The sequence below is a fragment of the Paracidovorax valerianellae genome (assembly GCF_900102625.1).
Lineage (GTDB): Bacteria > Pseudomonadota > Gammaproteobacteria > Burkholderiales > Burkholderiaceae_C > Paracidovorax > Paracidovorax valerianellae.
Map to the genome: position 1 here is coordinate 216680 of NZ_FMZC01000004.1, position 14774 is coordinate 231453.

At 67.1% G+C, this 14774-nt stretch carries 15 protein-coding genes; 12 read left to right on the forward strand and 3 right to left on the reverse strand.

Annotation, left to right across the window (positions count from 1 at the left end):
* The first annotated feature begins 33 nt into the window (after nucleotides 1-33).
* The 3 genes from BLT03_RS08760 to BLT03_RS08770 all read left to right on the forward strand — a co-directional run bounded on the left by BLT03_RS08760 (nucleotide 34) and on the right by BLT03_RS08770 (nucleotide 2681).
* The gene (locus BLT03_RS08760) at nucleotides 34-279 is read left to right on the forward strand and encodes an ATP-binding protein (RefSeq protein WP_092742499.1); all 246 of its coding nucleotides are present in this window, start codon (nucleotides 34-36) and stop codon (nucleotides 277-279) included.
* A 98-nt stretch (nucleotides 280-377) separates the two neighbouring features.
* Nucleotides 378-815, forward strand: a complete 438-nt coding sequence (locus tag BLT03_RS08765; protein ID WP_092742501.1) for an OsmC family protein — start codon at nucleotides 378-380, stop codon at nucleotides 813-815.
* Between the two features lie 435 nt (nucleotides 816-1250).
* Entirely contained in the window at nucleotides 1251-2681 is a 1431-nt protein-coding gene (locus tag BLT03_RS08770; protein WP_092742503.1) for a homoserine dehydrogenase, read from the forward strand.
* A gap of 55 nt (nucleotides 2682-2736) precedes the next feature.
* Here the strand turns inward: BLT03_RS08770 and BLT03_RS08775 are convergent, their stop codons facing one another.
* Both BLT03_RS08775 and BLT03_RS08780 read right to left on the reverse strand, forming a co-directional pair.
* A complete protein-coding gene (locus tag BLT03_RS08775; RefSeq protein ID WP_092742507.1) occupies nucleotides 2737-3015 on the reverse strand; it encodes a hypothetical protein in 279 nt (92 codons plus the stop codon).
* A 208-nt stretch (nucleotides 3016-3223) separates the two neighbouring features.
* Nucleotides 3224-3706, reverse strand: a complete 483-nt coding sequence (locus BLT03_RS08780) for an OsmC family protein (protein WP_092742508.1) — start codon at nucleotides 3704-3706, stop codon at nucleotides 3224-3226.
* A 127-nt stretch (nucleotides 3707-3833) separates the two neighbouring features.
* Here BLT03_RS08780 and dinG point away from each other — a divergent pair, with 127 nt between their 5' ends.
* The 8 genes from dinG (at nucleotide 3834) to BLT03_RS08820 (ending at nucleotide 11431) form a co-directional block, all read left to right on the forward strand.
* Nucleotides 3834-6032, forward strand: a complete 2199-nt coding sequence (gene dinG / locus BLT03_RS08785) for an ATP-dependent DNA helicase DinG (RefSeq protein WP_092742509.1) — start codon at nucleotides 3834-3836, stop codon at nucleotides 6030-6032.
* A gap of 243 nt (nucleotides 6033-6275) precedes the next feature.
* Complete coding sequence (locus BLT03_RS08790) at nucleotides 6276-7286, forward strand: alpha/beta hydrolase (RefSeq protein ID WP_092742510.1); 1011 nt, start codon at nucleotides 6276-6278, stop codon at nucleotides 7284-7286.
* A 95-nt stretch (nucleotides 7287-7381) separates the two neighbouring features.
* Nucleotides 7382-7819 (forward strand): MarR family winged helix-turn-helix transcriptional regulator, encoded by a 438-nt coding sequence (locus BLT03_RS08795; RefSeq protein WP_092742511.1) that lies wholly within the window; start codon nucleotides 7382-7384, stop codon nucleotides 7817-7819.
* 144 nt (nucleotides 7820-7963) lie between these two features.
* Nucleotides 7964-8473 (forward strand): pyridoxamine 5'-phosphate oxidase family protein, encoded by a 510-nt coding sequence (locus BLT03_RS08800; RefSeq protein ID WP_092742512.1) that lies wholly within the window; start codon nucleotides 7964-7966, stop codon nucleotides 8471-8473.
* A gap of 54 nt (nucleotides 8474-8527) precedes the next feature.
* On the forward strand, nucleotides 8528-8752 hold the full coding sequence (locus BLT03_RS08805) for a hypothetical protein (protein ID WP_092742514.1): 225 nt from the start codon (nucleotides 8528-8530) through the stop codon (nucleotides 8750-8752).
* A 132-nt stretch (nucleotides 8753-8884) separates the two neighbouring features.
* Nucleotides 8885-9304 carry a CopG family transcriptional regulator gene (locus BLT03_RS08810; protein ID WP_092742517.1) on the forward strand — a complete coding sequence of 140 codons (420 nt, stop codon included), beginning with the start codon at nucleotides 8885-8887 and terminating at the stop codon, nucleotides 9302-9304.
* 172 nt (nucleotides 9305-9476) lie between these two features.
* The gene (locus tag BLT03_RS08815; protein ID WP_092742520.1) at nucleotides 9477-10700 is read left to right on the forward strand and encodes an extracellular catalytic domain type 1 short-chain-length polyhydroxyalkanoate depolymerase; all 1224 of its coding nucleotides are present in this window, start codon (nucleotides 9477-9479) and stop codon (nucleotides 10698-10700) included.
* A gap of 95 nt (nucleotides 10701-10795) precedes the next feature.
* On the forward strand, nucleotides 10796-11431 hold the full coding sequence (locus tag BLT03_RS08820) for a 3'-5' exonuclease (RefSeq protein ID WP_175537706.1): 636 nt from the start codon (nucleotides 10796-10798) through the stop codon (nucleotides 11429-11431).
* 43 nt (nucleotides 11432-11474) lie between these two features.
* Here the strand turns inward: BLT03_RS08820 and BLT03_RS08825 are convergent, their stop codons facing one another.
* Nucleotides 11475-12629, reverse strand: a complete 1155-nt coding sequence (locus BLT03_RS08825) for an ABC transporter substrate-binding protein (protein ID WP_092742522.1) — start codon at nucleotides 12627-12629, stop codon at nucleotides 11475-11477.
* Between the two features lie 430 nt (nucleotides 12630-13059).
* Between BLT03_RS08825 and leuA the strand changes: the two genes are divergently transcribed.
* Nucleotides 13060-14748 carry a 2-isopropylmalate synthase gene (leuA, locus tag BLT03_RS08830; RefSeq protein WP_092742529.1) on the forward strand — a complete coding sequence of 563 codons (1689 nt, stop codon included), beginning with the start codon at nucleotides 13060-13062 and terminating at the stop codon, nucleotides 14746-14748.
* Nucleotides 14749-14774: the final 26 nt, after the last annotated feature.

The following is a 14774-nucleotide window of genomic DNA, read 5'->3' on the forward strand; positions in this document are numbered from 1 at the left end:
GCCCTGACCGAGGCTCGACCAATCTCACCCTTCATGAACGCCCCACGAAAGGCCCTGCCGCGGATCGACCCTGGCCGCTGCACCGGCTGCGGCTGGTGCGTGGGGGTCTGCCCGCCCCATGTGCTGTCGCTGCAGATTCCGGGGTCTCAGCCTTGGGGGCGAAAACAGTCGGTCCTGCACGATGCGCCCGCTTGCACAGGGTGCGCGCTGTGCGCCGTGCGCTGCCCGTTCGATGCGATTGCCATGGTGCGCACGCCTGCTGCCGGCAAAGCGCTGTAGGACAAATCGGGTCAGGCAACGGGGCGCTGCGCCCACCCGTAAGGCTGCTCAGGCGTGCTCTGATCGCGTCTTGTTTGTCCACGCACAAGGAGTACCGCATGTCCGAAAAATCCGCATCCGTCCATTGGGAAGGCGCTGGCAAGACAGGCCAGGGCCAGGTCAGCACCGAAACCGGCGCGCTGAACAAACACCCCTACGGCTTCGGCAGCCGCTTCGGCGACGACCGCACGGGCACCAACCCGGAGGAGATCGTGGGCGCAGCACACGCGGCCTGCTTCACGATGGCTTTTGCCTTTGCCTGCGAGAAGGCCGGCATTGCGACGGAAACCATCGACACCACCGCCAAGGTGCGGCTGGCGAAAGAGGGCGAGGGTTTCAAGATCGATCGCATCGCGCTCACGCTCACGGCCAAGGTGCCGGGCCTGGACGAAGCGCAGTTCCAGAAGATCGCGGCCGAAGCCAAGGCAAACTGTCCGCTGTCCAAGGCGCTGGCCAGCGTGCCGGAAATCACGCTGGCGGCCACGCTGAAGTCCTGAGTTCGGGATGATCGCTCGCTGGCTTTCTCGGGCCGGCGACATCGGCACGCTGCCGGCGGCACCGGCGACGTGCGCAGAGGCTTTGAGCCAAAAAGGCCTCTGGCGCAATATCCTCTAGGGTGCATTGCTATGCATTCAATAGCATCTGGCCGCGGTGAAATTGCTCCTGTACACTTGCCGCCCATGTCTTGCCGTCCATCCGTTTCCACCGCTGCTTGCGCTGCCCGCCAGGGTTGCGACGTGGTGCAGCCCGCCATCGCGCGGGCCCGGATGAACGCTCGAATGATTACCACCATTACCACCGCGGCGACCTAGCCTTGCGCGGGGTGGCCGTCCCGGCGGCCACCTGGTGTCATTCCCCTCCCGAACGAACCCAGCCCTGGCAGCTGGGTTTTTTGTTGGCCGTTTCGACGGCCTGTTTTGGAGAGAGCGAGCATGTTCAACGATCCCCACCTGAGCCCCTTGTCCGTCGGCGAGGCCCTGGCGCCTGCCGCCATTCCCCGTCCTTTGCGCGTGGGCATGATCGGCATTGGCACGGTGGGCGCAGGCACCTGGCGGGTGCTGCGCCGCAACCAGGGCCTGATCGCAGGGCGCGCTGGGCGGGGCATCGAGATCGTGGCGGTCGCGGCCCGCAACCTGGCCCGCGCTGCGGCGGTGCTGGACGGGGTAGAGGGTGTGGAGCTGACCGCCGACCCGCTGCGGGTTGCCACGCATCCGGGCGTGGACGTGGTCGTGGAGGCCGCGGGCGGCACCGGCCCGGCGCGCGAATGGGTGCTTGCTGCCATCGCGCACGGCAAGCATGTGGTCACGGCGAACAAGGCGCTGCTGGCGGTGCACGGCAACGAGATCTTCGCGGCGGCGCAGCAGCGGGGCGTGGCGGTGGCCTACGAGGGTGCGGTGGCGGTGAGCATCCCGATCATCAAGGCGCTGCGCGAGGGCCTCACGGCCAACCGCATCGAATGGGTGGCCGGCATCATCAACGGCACCACCAATTTCATCTTGACCCAGATGCGCGACGAGGGGCTGGACTTCGACACCGCGCTCGCGCAGGCGCAAGCCCTGGGCTATGCCGAAGCCGACCCGTCGTTCGACGTGGACGGCGTGGACGCCGCGCACAAGGCCACGCTGCTGGCCGCCAACGCCTTCGGCATGCCGGTGGGCTTCGAGCAGGCGCACGTCGAAGGCATCCGCAGCCTGCAGGCGATCGACGTGGCCTGCGCCGAAACGCTGGGCTTTCGCATCAAGCTTCTGGGCATCGCCCGGCGTGGCGGTGCGGGCGCTGGCGGACGAGAGCGTGGCGCTGCCGACGGCGTGGAGCTGCGCGTGCATCCGGCCCTCGTGCCCGCCCGGCATCTGCTGGCGCAGGTGGACGGTTCGATGAACGCGGTGCTGGTGAAGGGCGATGCCTGCGGCGTGACGATGTATTACGGCGCAGGCGCGGGCTCCGAGCCCACCGCGTCGGCCGTGGTGGCCGATCTGGTGGATGTGGCGCGCCTGGCGGCCGACAGCACGGCGGCGCACCGCGTGCCGCCGCTCGCCTTCCACCCGCATGCGCAGCGAGACCGGGCCGTGCTGCCGATGGGCGACGTGCGCACGCGGCACTACCTGCGGGTGCCGGTGGCGGCAGGGCGTGCGGATGCAAAGGAACTGGTGGCCGGCCATCTGGCAGCCGCCGGAGTGCCGGTGCAGACGCTGCACGTGCACGCGGTGCCCGAAACGGATGGCGCTGCCGCCATCGATCATGTGCTGGTTGTCACGCCCGCAGTGGCTGACGCGCAGGTGCAGGCCGCATTGGAGCGCCTGCGCGATGCGCCGGGCCTGTGTGTTCAGGCGCCGGTCCGGCTGCGGGTGGAAATGCTGGAGTGAGGTGGCTTTGGTGCGGTGAAGAGGCCCGCGCAAGCGCGCGTTGACGCGGTTTGATTCAGCGCTTTTGCTTCTGGTAGGCGTCGTGTGCGGGCTTGCCGCGGTCCGTGTCCTGCAGGCCGCGCTGAACGTCCTTGTACGCTTGCTCCATTTCTTCGGAGGGCTCGCCGCCGGTCATTTCGACGGCCTGGTCGCGTTCGTGCGGCAGGCGGGGTTCGGGCGTGTCGAGGTCTTTCATCTCCGCGTCGGGCGCCGGGTGCGGTTGCGTGGTGTCGATGCGCCGCTCTTTGCGCTCGGGCACGTGGGCGGAAGGAAGGGGGTCGCGGGGCGTGGACATGGGGGGCTCCTGTGGATGGTTCTCAGCCGGAAAGGCGTGCGTCCATGCTAGAAAAGCCCCGCGGCAGCGTCTGTAGGCGGGTGCGCACAGCCGTCGCCGGCTGGCGCGAGGTTGAGCCATTTTGGCCTCCAGCGCAATAAAGACGGCGGTGTATTGCTATTGAATGTATAGCAATCGGGTTTCGCCCATCCGCTGAGGCGGGTGCCGGTCAGGCGGCGTCGCTGAGTTGCAGCACGGGCTCGCAATCGATGCGGGTGCGGACCGAATTGGCGAGGAAGCAGGCCGCATGCGCGCGGTGGTGCAGCACCTCCAGTTCCTCCGGACTGGGGGCATGCGCCGGATCGAACCGGGTCACGGGGCGCAGTTGCACGCGGGCCACCACCGGGCGGCCCTGGTCGTCGGGCGCCATGGTGCCGACGGCGTCGTCGTGGTAGCTGTCCACGCGCCACCCGTCGCGGCAGGCCAGGTCCAGAAACCACAGCATGTGGCAGCTCGACAGCGCGGCCACGAACGCCTCTTCCGGGTCCACGGCGGACGCGTCGGAGTAAGGCAGCGGCACGACGTGGGGCGACGATGAAGCGGCCACGGTGGCCCCGCCGTCGAACTGCCATTGGTGTGCGCGGTGGTAGCGCCGGTCCAGAAAGGCATCGCTGCCGCGTTGCCAAGTGACGGAGGCCAAGTGGTTTGCCATGGGGTCTCGTTTCGGTGGGAAGAAGGGCGGGAAAGATTCGGTGCCCCGGAGTTTAGAGACCGCACGCGGCGGCCTGCCGAGAACCCGAACCGTTTCCGGGGCCGGCCCGGCCATGCCACACTACTGTATGTCTCAACAGGAATGGGCCGCGCAGGCCCTGCAGTCTTTCGATGCGGTGGTCGGTGCCACCGAGGGTTTCCGCAGCCGCGCCGGCCAGCGGCGCATGGCCGAGCAGGTGGCGCACACCTTCAGTCTGGCCCAACTCGGCAAGGTGGAAGAGGGCCCCGACGGCGAGGCGCCGCCGCCCCAGCGGGCCATCGCGGTGGTGCAGGCGGGCACGGGGGTCGGCAAGTCGCTGGCCTACAGCGTGCCGGCCATCGCCATGGCGATCTCGCGCGGCACGCGGGTGCTGATTTCCACCGCCACCGTCGCGCTGCAAGAGCAGTTGGTCAACAAGGACCTGCCGGCGCTGGCCGCGCGCATGGAGCAGCCCTTCAAGTTCGCGCTGGCCAAAGGGCGCGGGCGCTACGTGTGCAAGCTCAAACTGGAGCGGCTCGCCGGCACGGGCGAGGCGCATTCTCCGGAAGAAGAGGACCTTTTCGCCGAAGAAGAGGCCAACCACCGCGCCGCCCGCCCGCGCCAGGAAACCGAAGCGCGCATGAAGTTCTACGCCACCATGGCCGACGTGCTCGCGCGCGGCGCCTGGGATGGCGACCGCGACACCCTGGAAGTGCCGCCCGAGTCCGAGGTATGGAGCCCGGTGGCCGCCGAGTCCAGTTCGTGCACCGGCAAGCACTGCCCGGCCTTCAGCCAGTGCACGTATTACGACCGCCGCAAGGCGCTGGTGGCCGCGCAGGTCATCGTGGCCAATCACGATTTGCTGCTGTCCTCGCTGGGCGCGCGGCTGCTGCCCGAGTTGGACAACTGCCTGCTGGTGGTGGATGAGGCGCATCACCTGCCCGCCACGGCGCTCGACCAGTTCGCCTGCGAGGCCGACCTGTCCCGCCTGACCTGGATCGACCGCCTGTCCAGCCGCGCCCTGCGCATCGGCGCGCTGGTCGAGGTGGAAGAGATCGCCGACATTCCCAACCATTCCGCCCGCCTGCGCGCCGCGCTGCAGGACGTGGCCCGGCTGGTGATGGACGTATACGGCGAGCAGTTGCGCGCGCCCCGGCCCGCCTGGGGCGGCCGCGCCCGCCCACAGGCGCCCGGCATGCCCACGCGGGCCCGCGTGGCCGGCGGCGTGCTGCCCGAGGCGCTGGTGGAGCCGCTGGGCCAGATGGCGCACCACGCCGAAGGCTTCTTGAATGCGCTGCGCGCCATCGCCAAGGCCCTGCGCGCTGAAATCCGCGACAAGCCCGACGAGGCGCGTCGCCTGTCCACGCTCTACGCCCAGGTCGGCGCGCTCGCGCCTCGGCTGGAGGGCGTGCACGCCACGGCCCAGTTGCTGCTGCAGGACGCGCCCGAGGGCGCCGTGCCGGCTGCCAAATGGTTCACGCTGGAAGTGGACGGCGACTTCATCGTCGTCAAGGCGCACGCCAGCCCGATCCTGCCGGGCAACACCTTGCGCCACCACCTGTGGTCGGCCGTGCGCGGGGCGGTGCTGACATCGGCCACGCTCACCAGTTGCGGGCAATTCGACTTCTTCCTGCGCGAAACGGGCCTCTTCGGCGACGAAACCGTAACCACGCTGGAAGTGCCCAGCCCGTTCGACTACGCGCTGCAGGGCACGCTCATCGCTACCGAAACCGTGGCCGATCCGCGCGAGGCGCAGGCGTTCACCGCCGAAATGGTGGACGCACTGCTGACCGATCTGGCCATGGTCGAGTCCGGCGCGCTGGTGCTCTTCACCTCTCGCGACCAGATGCGCCAGGCGGTGGATGCGTTGCCCACCGCCATGCGCAGCAGCGTGCTGGTGCAGACGGCGCTGCCGCGCACCCAGCTGCTGGCGCGCCACCGCGAGCGCGTGGCGAATGGCGAGCCGTCCATCATCTTCGGCATGCAATCGTTCGGCGAGGGGCTGGATCTGCCCGGCGCGCTGTGCGAGTCGCTTTTCATCACCAAGCTGCCGTTCGCTCCACCCGACGATCCGGTAGGCGAGTCGCGGGCCGAATGGCTGCGCGCTGCCGGGCGCGATCCGTTCAGCGAACTGGTGGTGCCCGCCACGGCCATCCGCCTCGCCCAATGGGTGGGCCGCGCCATCCGCACCGAGGAAGACCGCGCCCATGTTTACTGCTACGACAAGCGGTTGGTGCGCACGTCGTATGGGCAGCGGCTGCTGAAGGGGTTGCCGCCGTTTGCGCTGGAGCGGCGGGCGGCTGGGTGACGGGTGGGTAACGCTTCGGGCCGTCCTGGCGATGGCCGCAGCGCCATCAATGCAACGGCAGGTACAAAGCATGGGCCTGTTCAAAACAACTGGCGCGCTAATTAAATTGCGTGCAATTAATTAGCGTGATAACATTCGCCTGCCTTGTGACCTGCCGCAGCGGGTTTCCAGGCTTTTGCGTGTGATGTCGCCATCGATTGTTATCGCACTAATTATTAGTTCTCTATCTATTGAAGGATTGCCATGAACGTTGCCACCCAACTCCTCGCCACCACTGCCTTGGCCGTGGCCGCCCACGGTGCCGTTGCCGCGCAGCCCGAGCGCACGACGCAAGGGTTTTTGAACGCGCTCGCTGCGGGCGGCGGCAAGCCGCTGGAACAACTGAGCCCGAAGGACGCGCGCGCCGTGCTGACCGATGCCCAGTCCAACGTGCAGGTGGACCTGCCTGCGGCCGATGTGTCGGAAAAGCGCATCCAGGTCGATGGCGAGGAGGTCCGCCTCAAGATCGTGCGGCCGGCGGGTGCCAAGGGCGTGCTGCCCGCGTTCATGTTCTTCCATGGCGGTGGCTGGGTGCTGGGCGACTTCCCCACGCATGAGCGGTTGATCCGCGACTTGGTGGCCAACTCGGGTGCCGTGGCGGTTTACGTGGACTACACGCCTTCGCCCGAGGCCGGCTACGGCGTGGCCATCCGCCAGGCCTACGGCGCGACGCGCTGGGTGGCCGAAAACGGTCGGCAGATCCAGGTGGACGGCAGCCGGCTGGCCGTGGCGGGCAACAGCGTGGGCGGCAACATGGCGGCTGTGGTCAGCCTGATGGCCAAGGACAAGGGCACGCCGAAGATCCGCTTTCAGGCCCTGCTGTGGCCGGTGACCGATGCGAACTTCGAAACGCCGTCGTACCAGCAGTTCGAAAACGGCTACTTCCTCACCCGCAACATGATGAAGTGGTTCTGGGACAACTACACCACCGATGCCGCCCAGCGCAAGGAAACCTACGCATCGCCCCTGCAGGCCAGCGTGGCGCAACTGCAGGGCTTGCCGCCCGCGCTGATCCAGACCGCTGAATTCGACGTGCTGCGCGACGAAGGCGAAGCCTACGGCCGCCAGCTGGATGCCGCCGGCGTGAATGTGGTCGTGACCCGCTACAACGGCATGATCCATGACTTCGGCCTGTTGAACGTGCTGGCAAAGGTCCCCGCGACCCGCGCCGCGCTGAGCCAGGCCGGCGCCGAACTGCAAAAGCACCTGCGCTGATGAGTCGGCGGTGCGTGCGCCTCCTCTCCTGAGGCGCACGCGCCGTGCGGCTCGTATTGGCTGGTGGTTAAGATGCCCGCTCCTAAGGAGAGGCGATGAGCAAGGTCGACGACGCACTGTTACTGGACCGGCAGCTGTGCTTCAGCATCTATTCCACCTCGCTGGCCATGATGCAGGCCTACAAGCCGCTGCTGAAGAGCCTGGACCTCACCTATCCGCAGTACCTCGTCATGCTGGCGCTGTGGGAGCGCGATGGCATCACGCTCAAGTCGCTGGCAGAGCAGTTGCACCTGGACCCCGGCTCGCTCACGCCCATCGTGAAACGGCTCGAATCCGACGGGCTGCTGCAGCGCCTGCGCGACCCGAAGGACGAACGCAGCCTGGCCCTGGTGCTCACGCCCGCAGGCCGTGATTTGCGGGCCAGGGCGACGGAGGTCAACGCCACGTTCGCCGGCCTGTGCGGCCTCTCCGATGGCGCCTTGGCCGACCTGCGGCAGGGGCTCGTCGAACTGCGCAGCCGGCTCGAAAGCTGAGCGCCACACGGGCCACGCCACCCGCCCGATCCCGCCGCGCTGTCGGACATACCCCACAGGGGGCCGGGCCACGAACCGACCGCGGGCCCGCCACGGTCGACCTACATTGAATTCTCTATCCCACGCCACAAGCCGGAGACTTCAATGAGCAACGACGACACCACTTCCCCCCATGCCACGCTGTGGCGGCTGATCAAGGACATCCGTTTCGGCATGCTCACGCACCGCGCCGCAACGGGCATGCTGCACGCCCATCCCCTGACGACCCAGAACAAAGACATCGACGAACAGTCGCAACTGTTCTTCTTCATCCCGCGCGACGGTGAACTGTATGAGCGCCTGCGCTCCGACAGCCAGGTCAACGTGACTTATTCCAACCCCGAAAAGGACAGTTACGTCTCGCTGTCGGGCACCGCCGGCTTCATCGAAGACATGGTGAAAAAAGAGGCCCTGTGGTCCCCCATGGCCAAGGCATGGTTCCCGGGCGGCGTGAACGATCCGAACCTCGTGCTGCTGGCCATTCACATCGACCACGCCGAATACTGGGACGTCAAGGAAAGCAAGATGACCCAGATGTTCAAGATGGCCAAGGCTGCCGTGACCGGCAACCCGCCCAAGGACATGGGCGAGCACAAGGAACTGTCTCTCACCTGAGGTGCCCGTCCCGTGCCGATCCGATTGATTCCCCCACTCACCAGGAGAAATACCATGGCCAACGACAAGCAAGAGCCCGGTACGGGCAAGGTGGAAAACGACCACAACCGCCAGGGCGACCAGGAGCCCACCCAGAAGAACGAAGCCCAGCGCACGCCGCAAAGCCGGCATGACCGCGACGCCCACATCGGCAGCGGCAACCAAGTGCAATCGCGCCAAGGTTCAGCCGGTAGCGGTAGCGGTGGCGGCGCAGGCGGTGGCGGCCGAGGCGCTGGCTGAGCGAAGCGCGGCCGGGTTTCACACCCTTTGTGGACATCAGGGCCTTCGGGCCCTTTATTTTTTGTCCTTCTGACTTGAAAGACGCTGTTTGCCATCCATTTACCATCCATGTGGATGGTAAATGGAGTTTTCATGACGACAGCGGTGACTGAACGCAGCCTGAAAGTGCCCGATTCGGAGAAGGTGACCATCAACCTGGGATTCGTGGACCTGGGCCACATCGACCTTCTGGTGTCCGAGGGGTTTTATTCCAACCGCACGGATTTCATCCGCACGGCGATTCGCAATCAGTTGGTCGCGCAGTCGGAAGCGGTGCGGCAGGTCGTGGCGCGCAAGACGCTGGTGCTGGGGCTCCAGCGATTCGGCCGCGCTGAACTGGAAGCCGTGCAGGCGGCAGGGCAGACGCTCGAAATTCGAGTGCTGGGCCTTTGCACCATCGACGACGACGTGCCCGCAGCGCTGGCCCTGGCAACGATCGCATCGGTACAGGTGCTCGGGGCCTTTCACGCGAGTGCCGCCGTCAAGGCCGCGCTGGCAGGGCGCATCGGCTGACAAAAACACAGAACGAGAACGCTGCGGCAGGCCTCGTTCCAGACCGGCCTGACCCGAAGGCGGCGCAGACAGGAGACGAACATGCATTTGGGCACGCGGCTTTCACAGCGCGCGAAGTGCCTTCACCCCGCGCAGCGCCGACCGGTGCTGCCACTCGCCGAAGGATTCCCCCATGAACTGGAACACGAAGGTCAAGCAGCTTCTGAGCGATGTCGCTCCGCTGATGCGCAGCGGCCAACTCGCAGATGCCACCCGCGCCATACAGCAGGCCCTTGGCGGCCAGCGCGCAGCCAGTGCGACCACGGGCGCCTCGGGCGCCTCGGGCGCTGCAGCATGGCGCGAACATTTCAAGATGCCGACGGAGCAGGCCACGCCGAAGAGCGGGCCCTTTAGCGCTTCGGAGGTGGAAGATGCGGTGATCGTCGAGCGCGACCAGCCGTCTGCGGCGGGCGGTGCCCCCTCGCATGCGCCCAAGCCGTCCGCTAGCCGGGCGGAAGCGCCTGGCAGTTTCACGCGCGTGGCCTTCTCCGGGCCTGCGGGTGCGCCGCAGGACCACTATTACCTCAGCGTGCCGCCCGGGGCGACGGCCGGCACACCGATGCCGCTCGTGCTGATGCTGCACGGCTGCACCCAGAATCCGCAGGACTTCGCCACCGGCACCAGCATGAACGCTGCAGCCGCTTCGGCCAATGCCTTGGTGCTGTACCCCGCCCAGGCCCAGAGCGCCAACGCCCATGGCTGCTGGAACTGGTTTCGCCCCCAAGACCAGCAGCGCGGCCGCGGGGAGCCCGCCACGTTGGTGGCCATGGTGCGTGACGTGATGGCACGCCATCCCGTGGATGCGCAACGCGTGTATGTGGCTGGCCTGTCTGCCGGGGGCGCCATGGCCGCGCTGCTGGCCCGCGAATACCCCGACGTGTTCGCCGCAGTCGGCGTGCATTCGGGCCTGCAGGCCGGCGCCGCGCACAACGTGATGGGCGCGCTGTCGGCAATGAAGAGCGGCGCCAAAGGCGCCGTCGGGTCCGCGCCTGCAGTTCGCCCTGGCAGCGCCAAGCCGCCGCCGCTCATCGTCTTCCATGGCGATGCGGACGAGACCGTGCACGCGCGCAACGGCGAGCAATTGCTGGCCGCGACGCTGAAGTCGGCACCCGGTGCGCGGCCCGAAGCCGAATCGGGCCGCAGCCCCTCAGGCCAGCGGTACACGCGCACTGTTTATCGCGATAGCGATTCGACCGGCGGGTCCAGCGCAGCCGTGGCCGAGCATTGGCAACTGCACGGCGCGGGCCACGCGTGGGCCGGGGGCAATGCACGGGGCAGCTACACCGATCCGCGCGGAGTGAACGCCACTGCGCAGATGCTGCGGTTCTTTCTGGAGCATCCACGGGCCATGGGCTAAAGGGCCGCATGCCGGTCCAATGCCCATTGCGAGCGGTTGTCGGAAAATGCGGGGCTCCCGCCTTGTGCCTTGTGTTTCCCCCCGTTCACATCACCATGTCTCTCATCGCCGTCATCGACTTCGAAACCACGGGCGTCTCGCCCGGCCAGGGCGCTCGGGCGACCGAAGTGGCCATCGTGCTGCTGGAGAACGGGCGAGTGGTGGACCGGTATCAAAGCCTGATGAATACCGGCGCCTGGATTCCGAGCTTCATCACGCAACTGACGGGCATCACCAACGCCATGGTGGCGGCCGCGCCCGATGCGCAGCAGGTGATGCGCGAAGCGGCGCGTTTCGTGGGAGATGCGCCCATGGTGGCGCACAACGCGTCGTTCGACAGCAAGTTCTGGGCGGCCGAGTTGCAGTGCGCGGACCTGCCTGCGCCCCATGCCTTCGCCTGCACGGTGTTGCTGTCCCGGCGCCTTTACCCGGCAGCGCCCAGCCACAAGCTGGGCAGCATCGTCGGCCATCTGGACCTGCCGCTCGCGGAGCGGGCCCACCGTGCACTGGCCGATGCGGAGATGGCGGCGGCGCTGCTGGGCCGCATCCAGCACGATCTGCGCACCCGCTGGGGCATTGCCGATCCGGCGCATTCGTTGCTCATGGCGCTGCAGCGCTGCGCCAAGCCTGCGCTGGGCAAATGGTTCGCCCAGCACGGTGGCGCAGCGGTTAAAGCTGCGGCAACTGCCTGAACACTACGAGCCGCTCCAAGGCCGCGACGGCCAGCAACACCGATCAGTAGCGTGCGCGGCCGAAGCTGTCCAGGATGGCGATTTCGGTGAACAGGCTGCCCTCTCGCCGGTTGTTCAGGAAGGACACCTCGTAGCCGCCCAGGTCGATGCGCGGCAGGCGTGACAGCGTTTCGGCCAGCGCGCGTCCATCCACGCCACCACTGCCGCTGCGTGGCACGGCCTTGAGGCCCTGGCCGATCGTCTTGGCCACGAGAAAGCCTTCGAAGGCAGCCAGCGAGGCAATGCTGGCGCTTTGCTGGGCGCTCTGCATGACCTGGCGGAATTCGCGCACGACCGGAATCGACTGGTTGGTGAGGGCCGGAAACACCTGCGTCATGCCCACGCCGCGGGCGCTTTCTGCGCCCACCGCATCCACCAGTTTCACTGGGTCCAGGTCGGAGATGCCGACCATCTGGGCATGCCCGCCGGCTGCGCGGTATGCCTTCACGAAGGCGCTGCCGGCGGCCTGGCCGGCCACCATCACGATCACCTGCGCATCGGCCTTGAGCAACGCCGCCACCGCAGGCTGAACGTCCGAGGTCGTGCGCTCGTAGGGTTCCTTGGCCACAAGCGCGAGCTTGCGCTGCGACAGCGCGGCCGTGAGCGCCTCCAGGCCTTTTTGGCCATAGGCATCGTTCTGATAGAGCGCCGCGAACTTGGTCATGCCGATGGCGTCGCCCATCTGCGCCACCAGCTTGGTCAGTTCGGTGCTGTAGCCGGCGCGCACGTGGAACACGAAGGGGTTCACCGGCTCGCGGATGACCTGGGAGCCCGAGCGCGTGGGAAACAGGGGCACGGCATTGTCCTGCGGCAGCTTGGCGTCGATCAGCGCCTGGGTGTTGCTGGTGGCGAACGAAATCAGCGCGGCGGGCTTCATGCCCAGCAGCTTGCGCGCGCCCGCCACCGTTTTCTCGGGCTTGAACTCGTCGTCTTCCACGACGAACTTCACGTCGAGCCCGGGGAAGGCCTGCGTCTTTTGCGCATCGGCAAAGTAAGACTCCACGCCCAGAACCACCTGCTTACCGACTTCGGCCGCATTGCCGCCGGTCAAGGGCGCCACCATGCCAATAACGACCGGAGGGGCCGCGCGCGCGGCAGAGCCGATCCATGGCAGTGCGAGCGAGGCGCTCAGGCGGGTGGTGAATACACGGCGTTTCATGGAACGTGCTCCTGTGGAGGCGGGCAAGGACGAAGGCGCGAGGAGCGCCGGACGGATCGAATGCGAAAGGCCGTGCACACACCAAATGCAAAGGCGTGCGAAATGTATGACCTATTGTTAATCACTTTGCACGGCAGTTTTTGCCGTGTTGACGGCATTTCGCAGGTCCTGTGCTAGGATTTGCCGCTATGCAACGCACCGTGCTGCTATCCACCCTATCGCTAGGCCTAGTGCCTGGCCGGGGTCTGCCTGCGTTCGCCATCACCGTTGCCTGAAGCGCAACCACCGATTTCCCCCTGACCCCGGCCCGCGAACCAGCCTCCACCCACGGTGGAGGGCTGCAGGGGATGTCGTTCACCGTTCACCGTTGATTCGACCCGTGCCTCAGGCGCCCTTCTCGGCGCGGCACACACTGTTCGTGGAGCCCCTCATGATTTCCAAGCCCGCTACCAAGTACCAGCCCATCGCCCCCGTTGCCTTGGCCGATCGCACCTGGCCGTCAAAGACCATCACCCGCGCCCCGATCTGGTTGTCCACCGATTTGCGCGATGGCAACCAGGCGCTGTTCGAGCCGATGAACGGCGACCGCAAGATGAAGCTTTTCCAGGAGCTGGTGCGCATCGGCTTCAAGGAAATCGAGGTGGGCTTTCCCGCCGCGTCGCAGACCGATTACGACTTCGTGCGCCGCCTCATCGACGAAAACCTCGTGCCCGACGACGTGACCCTGATGGTGATGACCCAGTCGCGCTCCGACTTGATCGAGCGCACCGTCGAGGCCGTGCGCGGCGCGCCGCGCGCCATCGTGCACCTGTACAACGCCACCGCGCCCGTGTGGCGGCGCGTGGTGTTCGGCATGAACGTGACGCAGGTGATGGCGTTCATCGAGCAGCACGTGTCGCACCTCAAGCGCTTGACCGATGCGCAGCCGGAAACCCGCTGGACGCTGCAATATTCGCCCGAAACCTTCAGCGCCACCGAGCTCGAAGTCTCGCTCGAAGCCTGCCAGACCGCCATCGCCGCATGGGGAACGGGCCCGGGGCGCGAGATCATCATCAACCTTCCCACCACGGTGGAGAACGCCACGCCCAACGTGTTCGCCGACCAGATCGAATGGATGGACCGGCGCCTGAGCCCCCGCGAGCACATCGTTCTTTCGGTGCACCCGCACAATGACCGGGGCACCGGCGTGGCGGCCGCCGAGTTGGCCATGATGGCCGGCGCGCAACGCGTGGAAGGCTGCCTCTTCGGCAACGGGGAGCGCAGCGGCAATCTGGATGTGGTGACCGTGGCCCTCAACCTCTACACGCAGGGCGTGCATCCGGGCCTGGATTTTTCCGACATCAATGCCGTGGCGCGCGTGGCTGAAGAGTGCACCGCGTTGCCCGTGCATCCACGCCACCCTTATGTCGGCGACCTCGTGTTCACCTCGTTCTCTGGTTCGCACCAGGACGCCATCAAGAAGGGCTTCGCCGCCCATGACCCCCAGGGCCTGTGGCAGGTGCCTTACCTCCCTATCGACCCGGCCGACCTGGGCCGCACCTACGACAGCGTGATCCGCGTGAACAGCCAGTCGGGCAAGGGCGGCATCGCCTTCCTGCTGGAGCGCGAACGCGGCGTGGTCATGCCGCGCCGCATGCAGGTGGAGTTCAGTGCTGTGGTGCAGCGCCAGACCGATGCCAGCGAAACCGAGATGACCGGCGCCACGCTGTGGGATCTGTTCCAGGCCACCTACCTCGAAACCTCCGCAGGCGTGCCCGGCGCCATCGTCTGCCATGCCCATCGGCTGGCGGACGACGGGCGGGGCATCGAATTGGATGTGACCATCGACGGCACGCGCCAGACCTTGCAAGGCCAGGGCAACGGACCGATCGACGCGGCAGTGGATGCATTGGGCCTGCCGCTGCGCGTGCATGGCTATGAAGAGCGTGCCACAGGCTCCGGCGCCGATGCACAGGCGCTGGCCATCGTGGAGGCCGCGCTCGACGGCGTGCCCGGTGCGACCTTCGGCGTGGGGCTGCACCACAACATCGTCACGGCTTCGGTGCATGCCGTGGTGAGCGCGGCAAACCGGCTGGTGCAGCGCCGTCAGGCCGCTGCGTTAGCGCCTGCCGCCGCGTAAAGCACAAGCGCAGCGGGTGGTGCGCA

What these genes read in the sequence shown, in the direction of transcription:
- BLT03_RS08760 (WP_092742499.1), top strand. Translation starts at nt 34, where the DNA reads ATGAACGCCCCACGAAAGGCCCTGCCGCGGATCGACCCTGGCCGCTGC.
- BLT03_RS08765 (WP_092742501.1), top strand. Translation starts at nt 378, where the DNA reads ATGTCCGAAAAATCCGCATCCGTCCATTGGGAAGGCGCTGGCAAGACA.
- BLT03_RS08770 (WP_092742503.1), top strand. Translation starts at nt 1,251, where the DNA reads ATGTTCAACGATCCCCACCTGAGCCCCTTGTCCGTCGGCGAGGCCCTG.
- BLT03_RS08775 (WP_092742507.1), bottom strand. Translation starts at nt 3,015, where the DNA reads ATGTCCACGCCCCGCGACCCCCTTCCTTCCGCCCACGTGCCCGAGCGC.
- BLT03_RS08780 (WP_092742508.1), bottom strand. Translation starts at nt 3,706, where the DNA reads ATGGCAAACCACTTGGCCTCCGTCACTTGGCAACGCGGCAGCGATGCC.
- dinG (WP_092742509.1), top strand. Translation starts at nt 3,834, where the DNA reads ATGTCTCAACAGGAATGGGCCGCGCAGGCCCTGCAGTCTTTCGATGCG.
- BLT03_RS08790 (WP_092742510.1), top strand. Translation starts at nt 6,276, where the DNA reads ATGAACGTTGCCACCCAACTCCTCGCCACCACTGCCTTGGCCGTGGCC.
- BLT03_RS08795 (WP_092742511.1), top strand. Translation starts at nt 7,382, where the DNA reads ATGAGCAAGGTCGACGACGCACTGTTACTGGACCGGCAGCTGTGCTTC.
- BLT03_RS08800 (WP_092742512.1), top strand. Translation starts at nt 7,964, where the DNA reads ATGAGCAACGACGACACCACTTCCCCCCATGCCACGCTGTGGCGGCTG.
- BLT03_RS08805 (WP_092742514.1), top strand. Translation starts at nt 8,528, where the DNA reads ATGGCCAACGACAAGCAAGAGCCCGGTACGGGCAAGGTGGAAAACGAC.
- BLT03_RS08810 (WP_092742517.1), top strand. Translation starts at nt 8,885, where the DNA reads ATGACGACAGCGGTGACTGAACGCAGCCTGAAAGTGCCCGATTCGGAG.
- BLT03_RS08815 (WP_092742520.1), top strand. Translation starts at nt 9,477, where the DNA reads ATGAACTGGAACACGAAGGTCAAGCAGCTTCTGAGCGATGTCGCTCCG.
- BLT03_RS08820 (WP_175537706.1), top strand. Translation starts at nt 10,796, where the DNA reads ATGTCTCTCATCGCCGTCATCGACTTCGAAACCACGGGCGTCTCGCCC.
- BLT03_RS08825 (WP_092742522.1), bottom strand. Translation starts at nt 12,629, where the DNA reads ATGAAACGCCGTGTATTCACCACCCGCCTGAGCGCCTCGCTCGCACTG.
- leuA (WP_092742529.1), top strand. Translation starts at nt 13,060, where the DNA reads ATGATTTCCAAGCCCGCTACCAAGTACCAGCCCATCGCCCCCGTTGCC.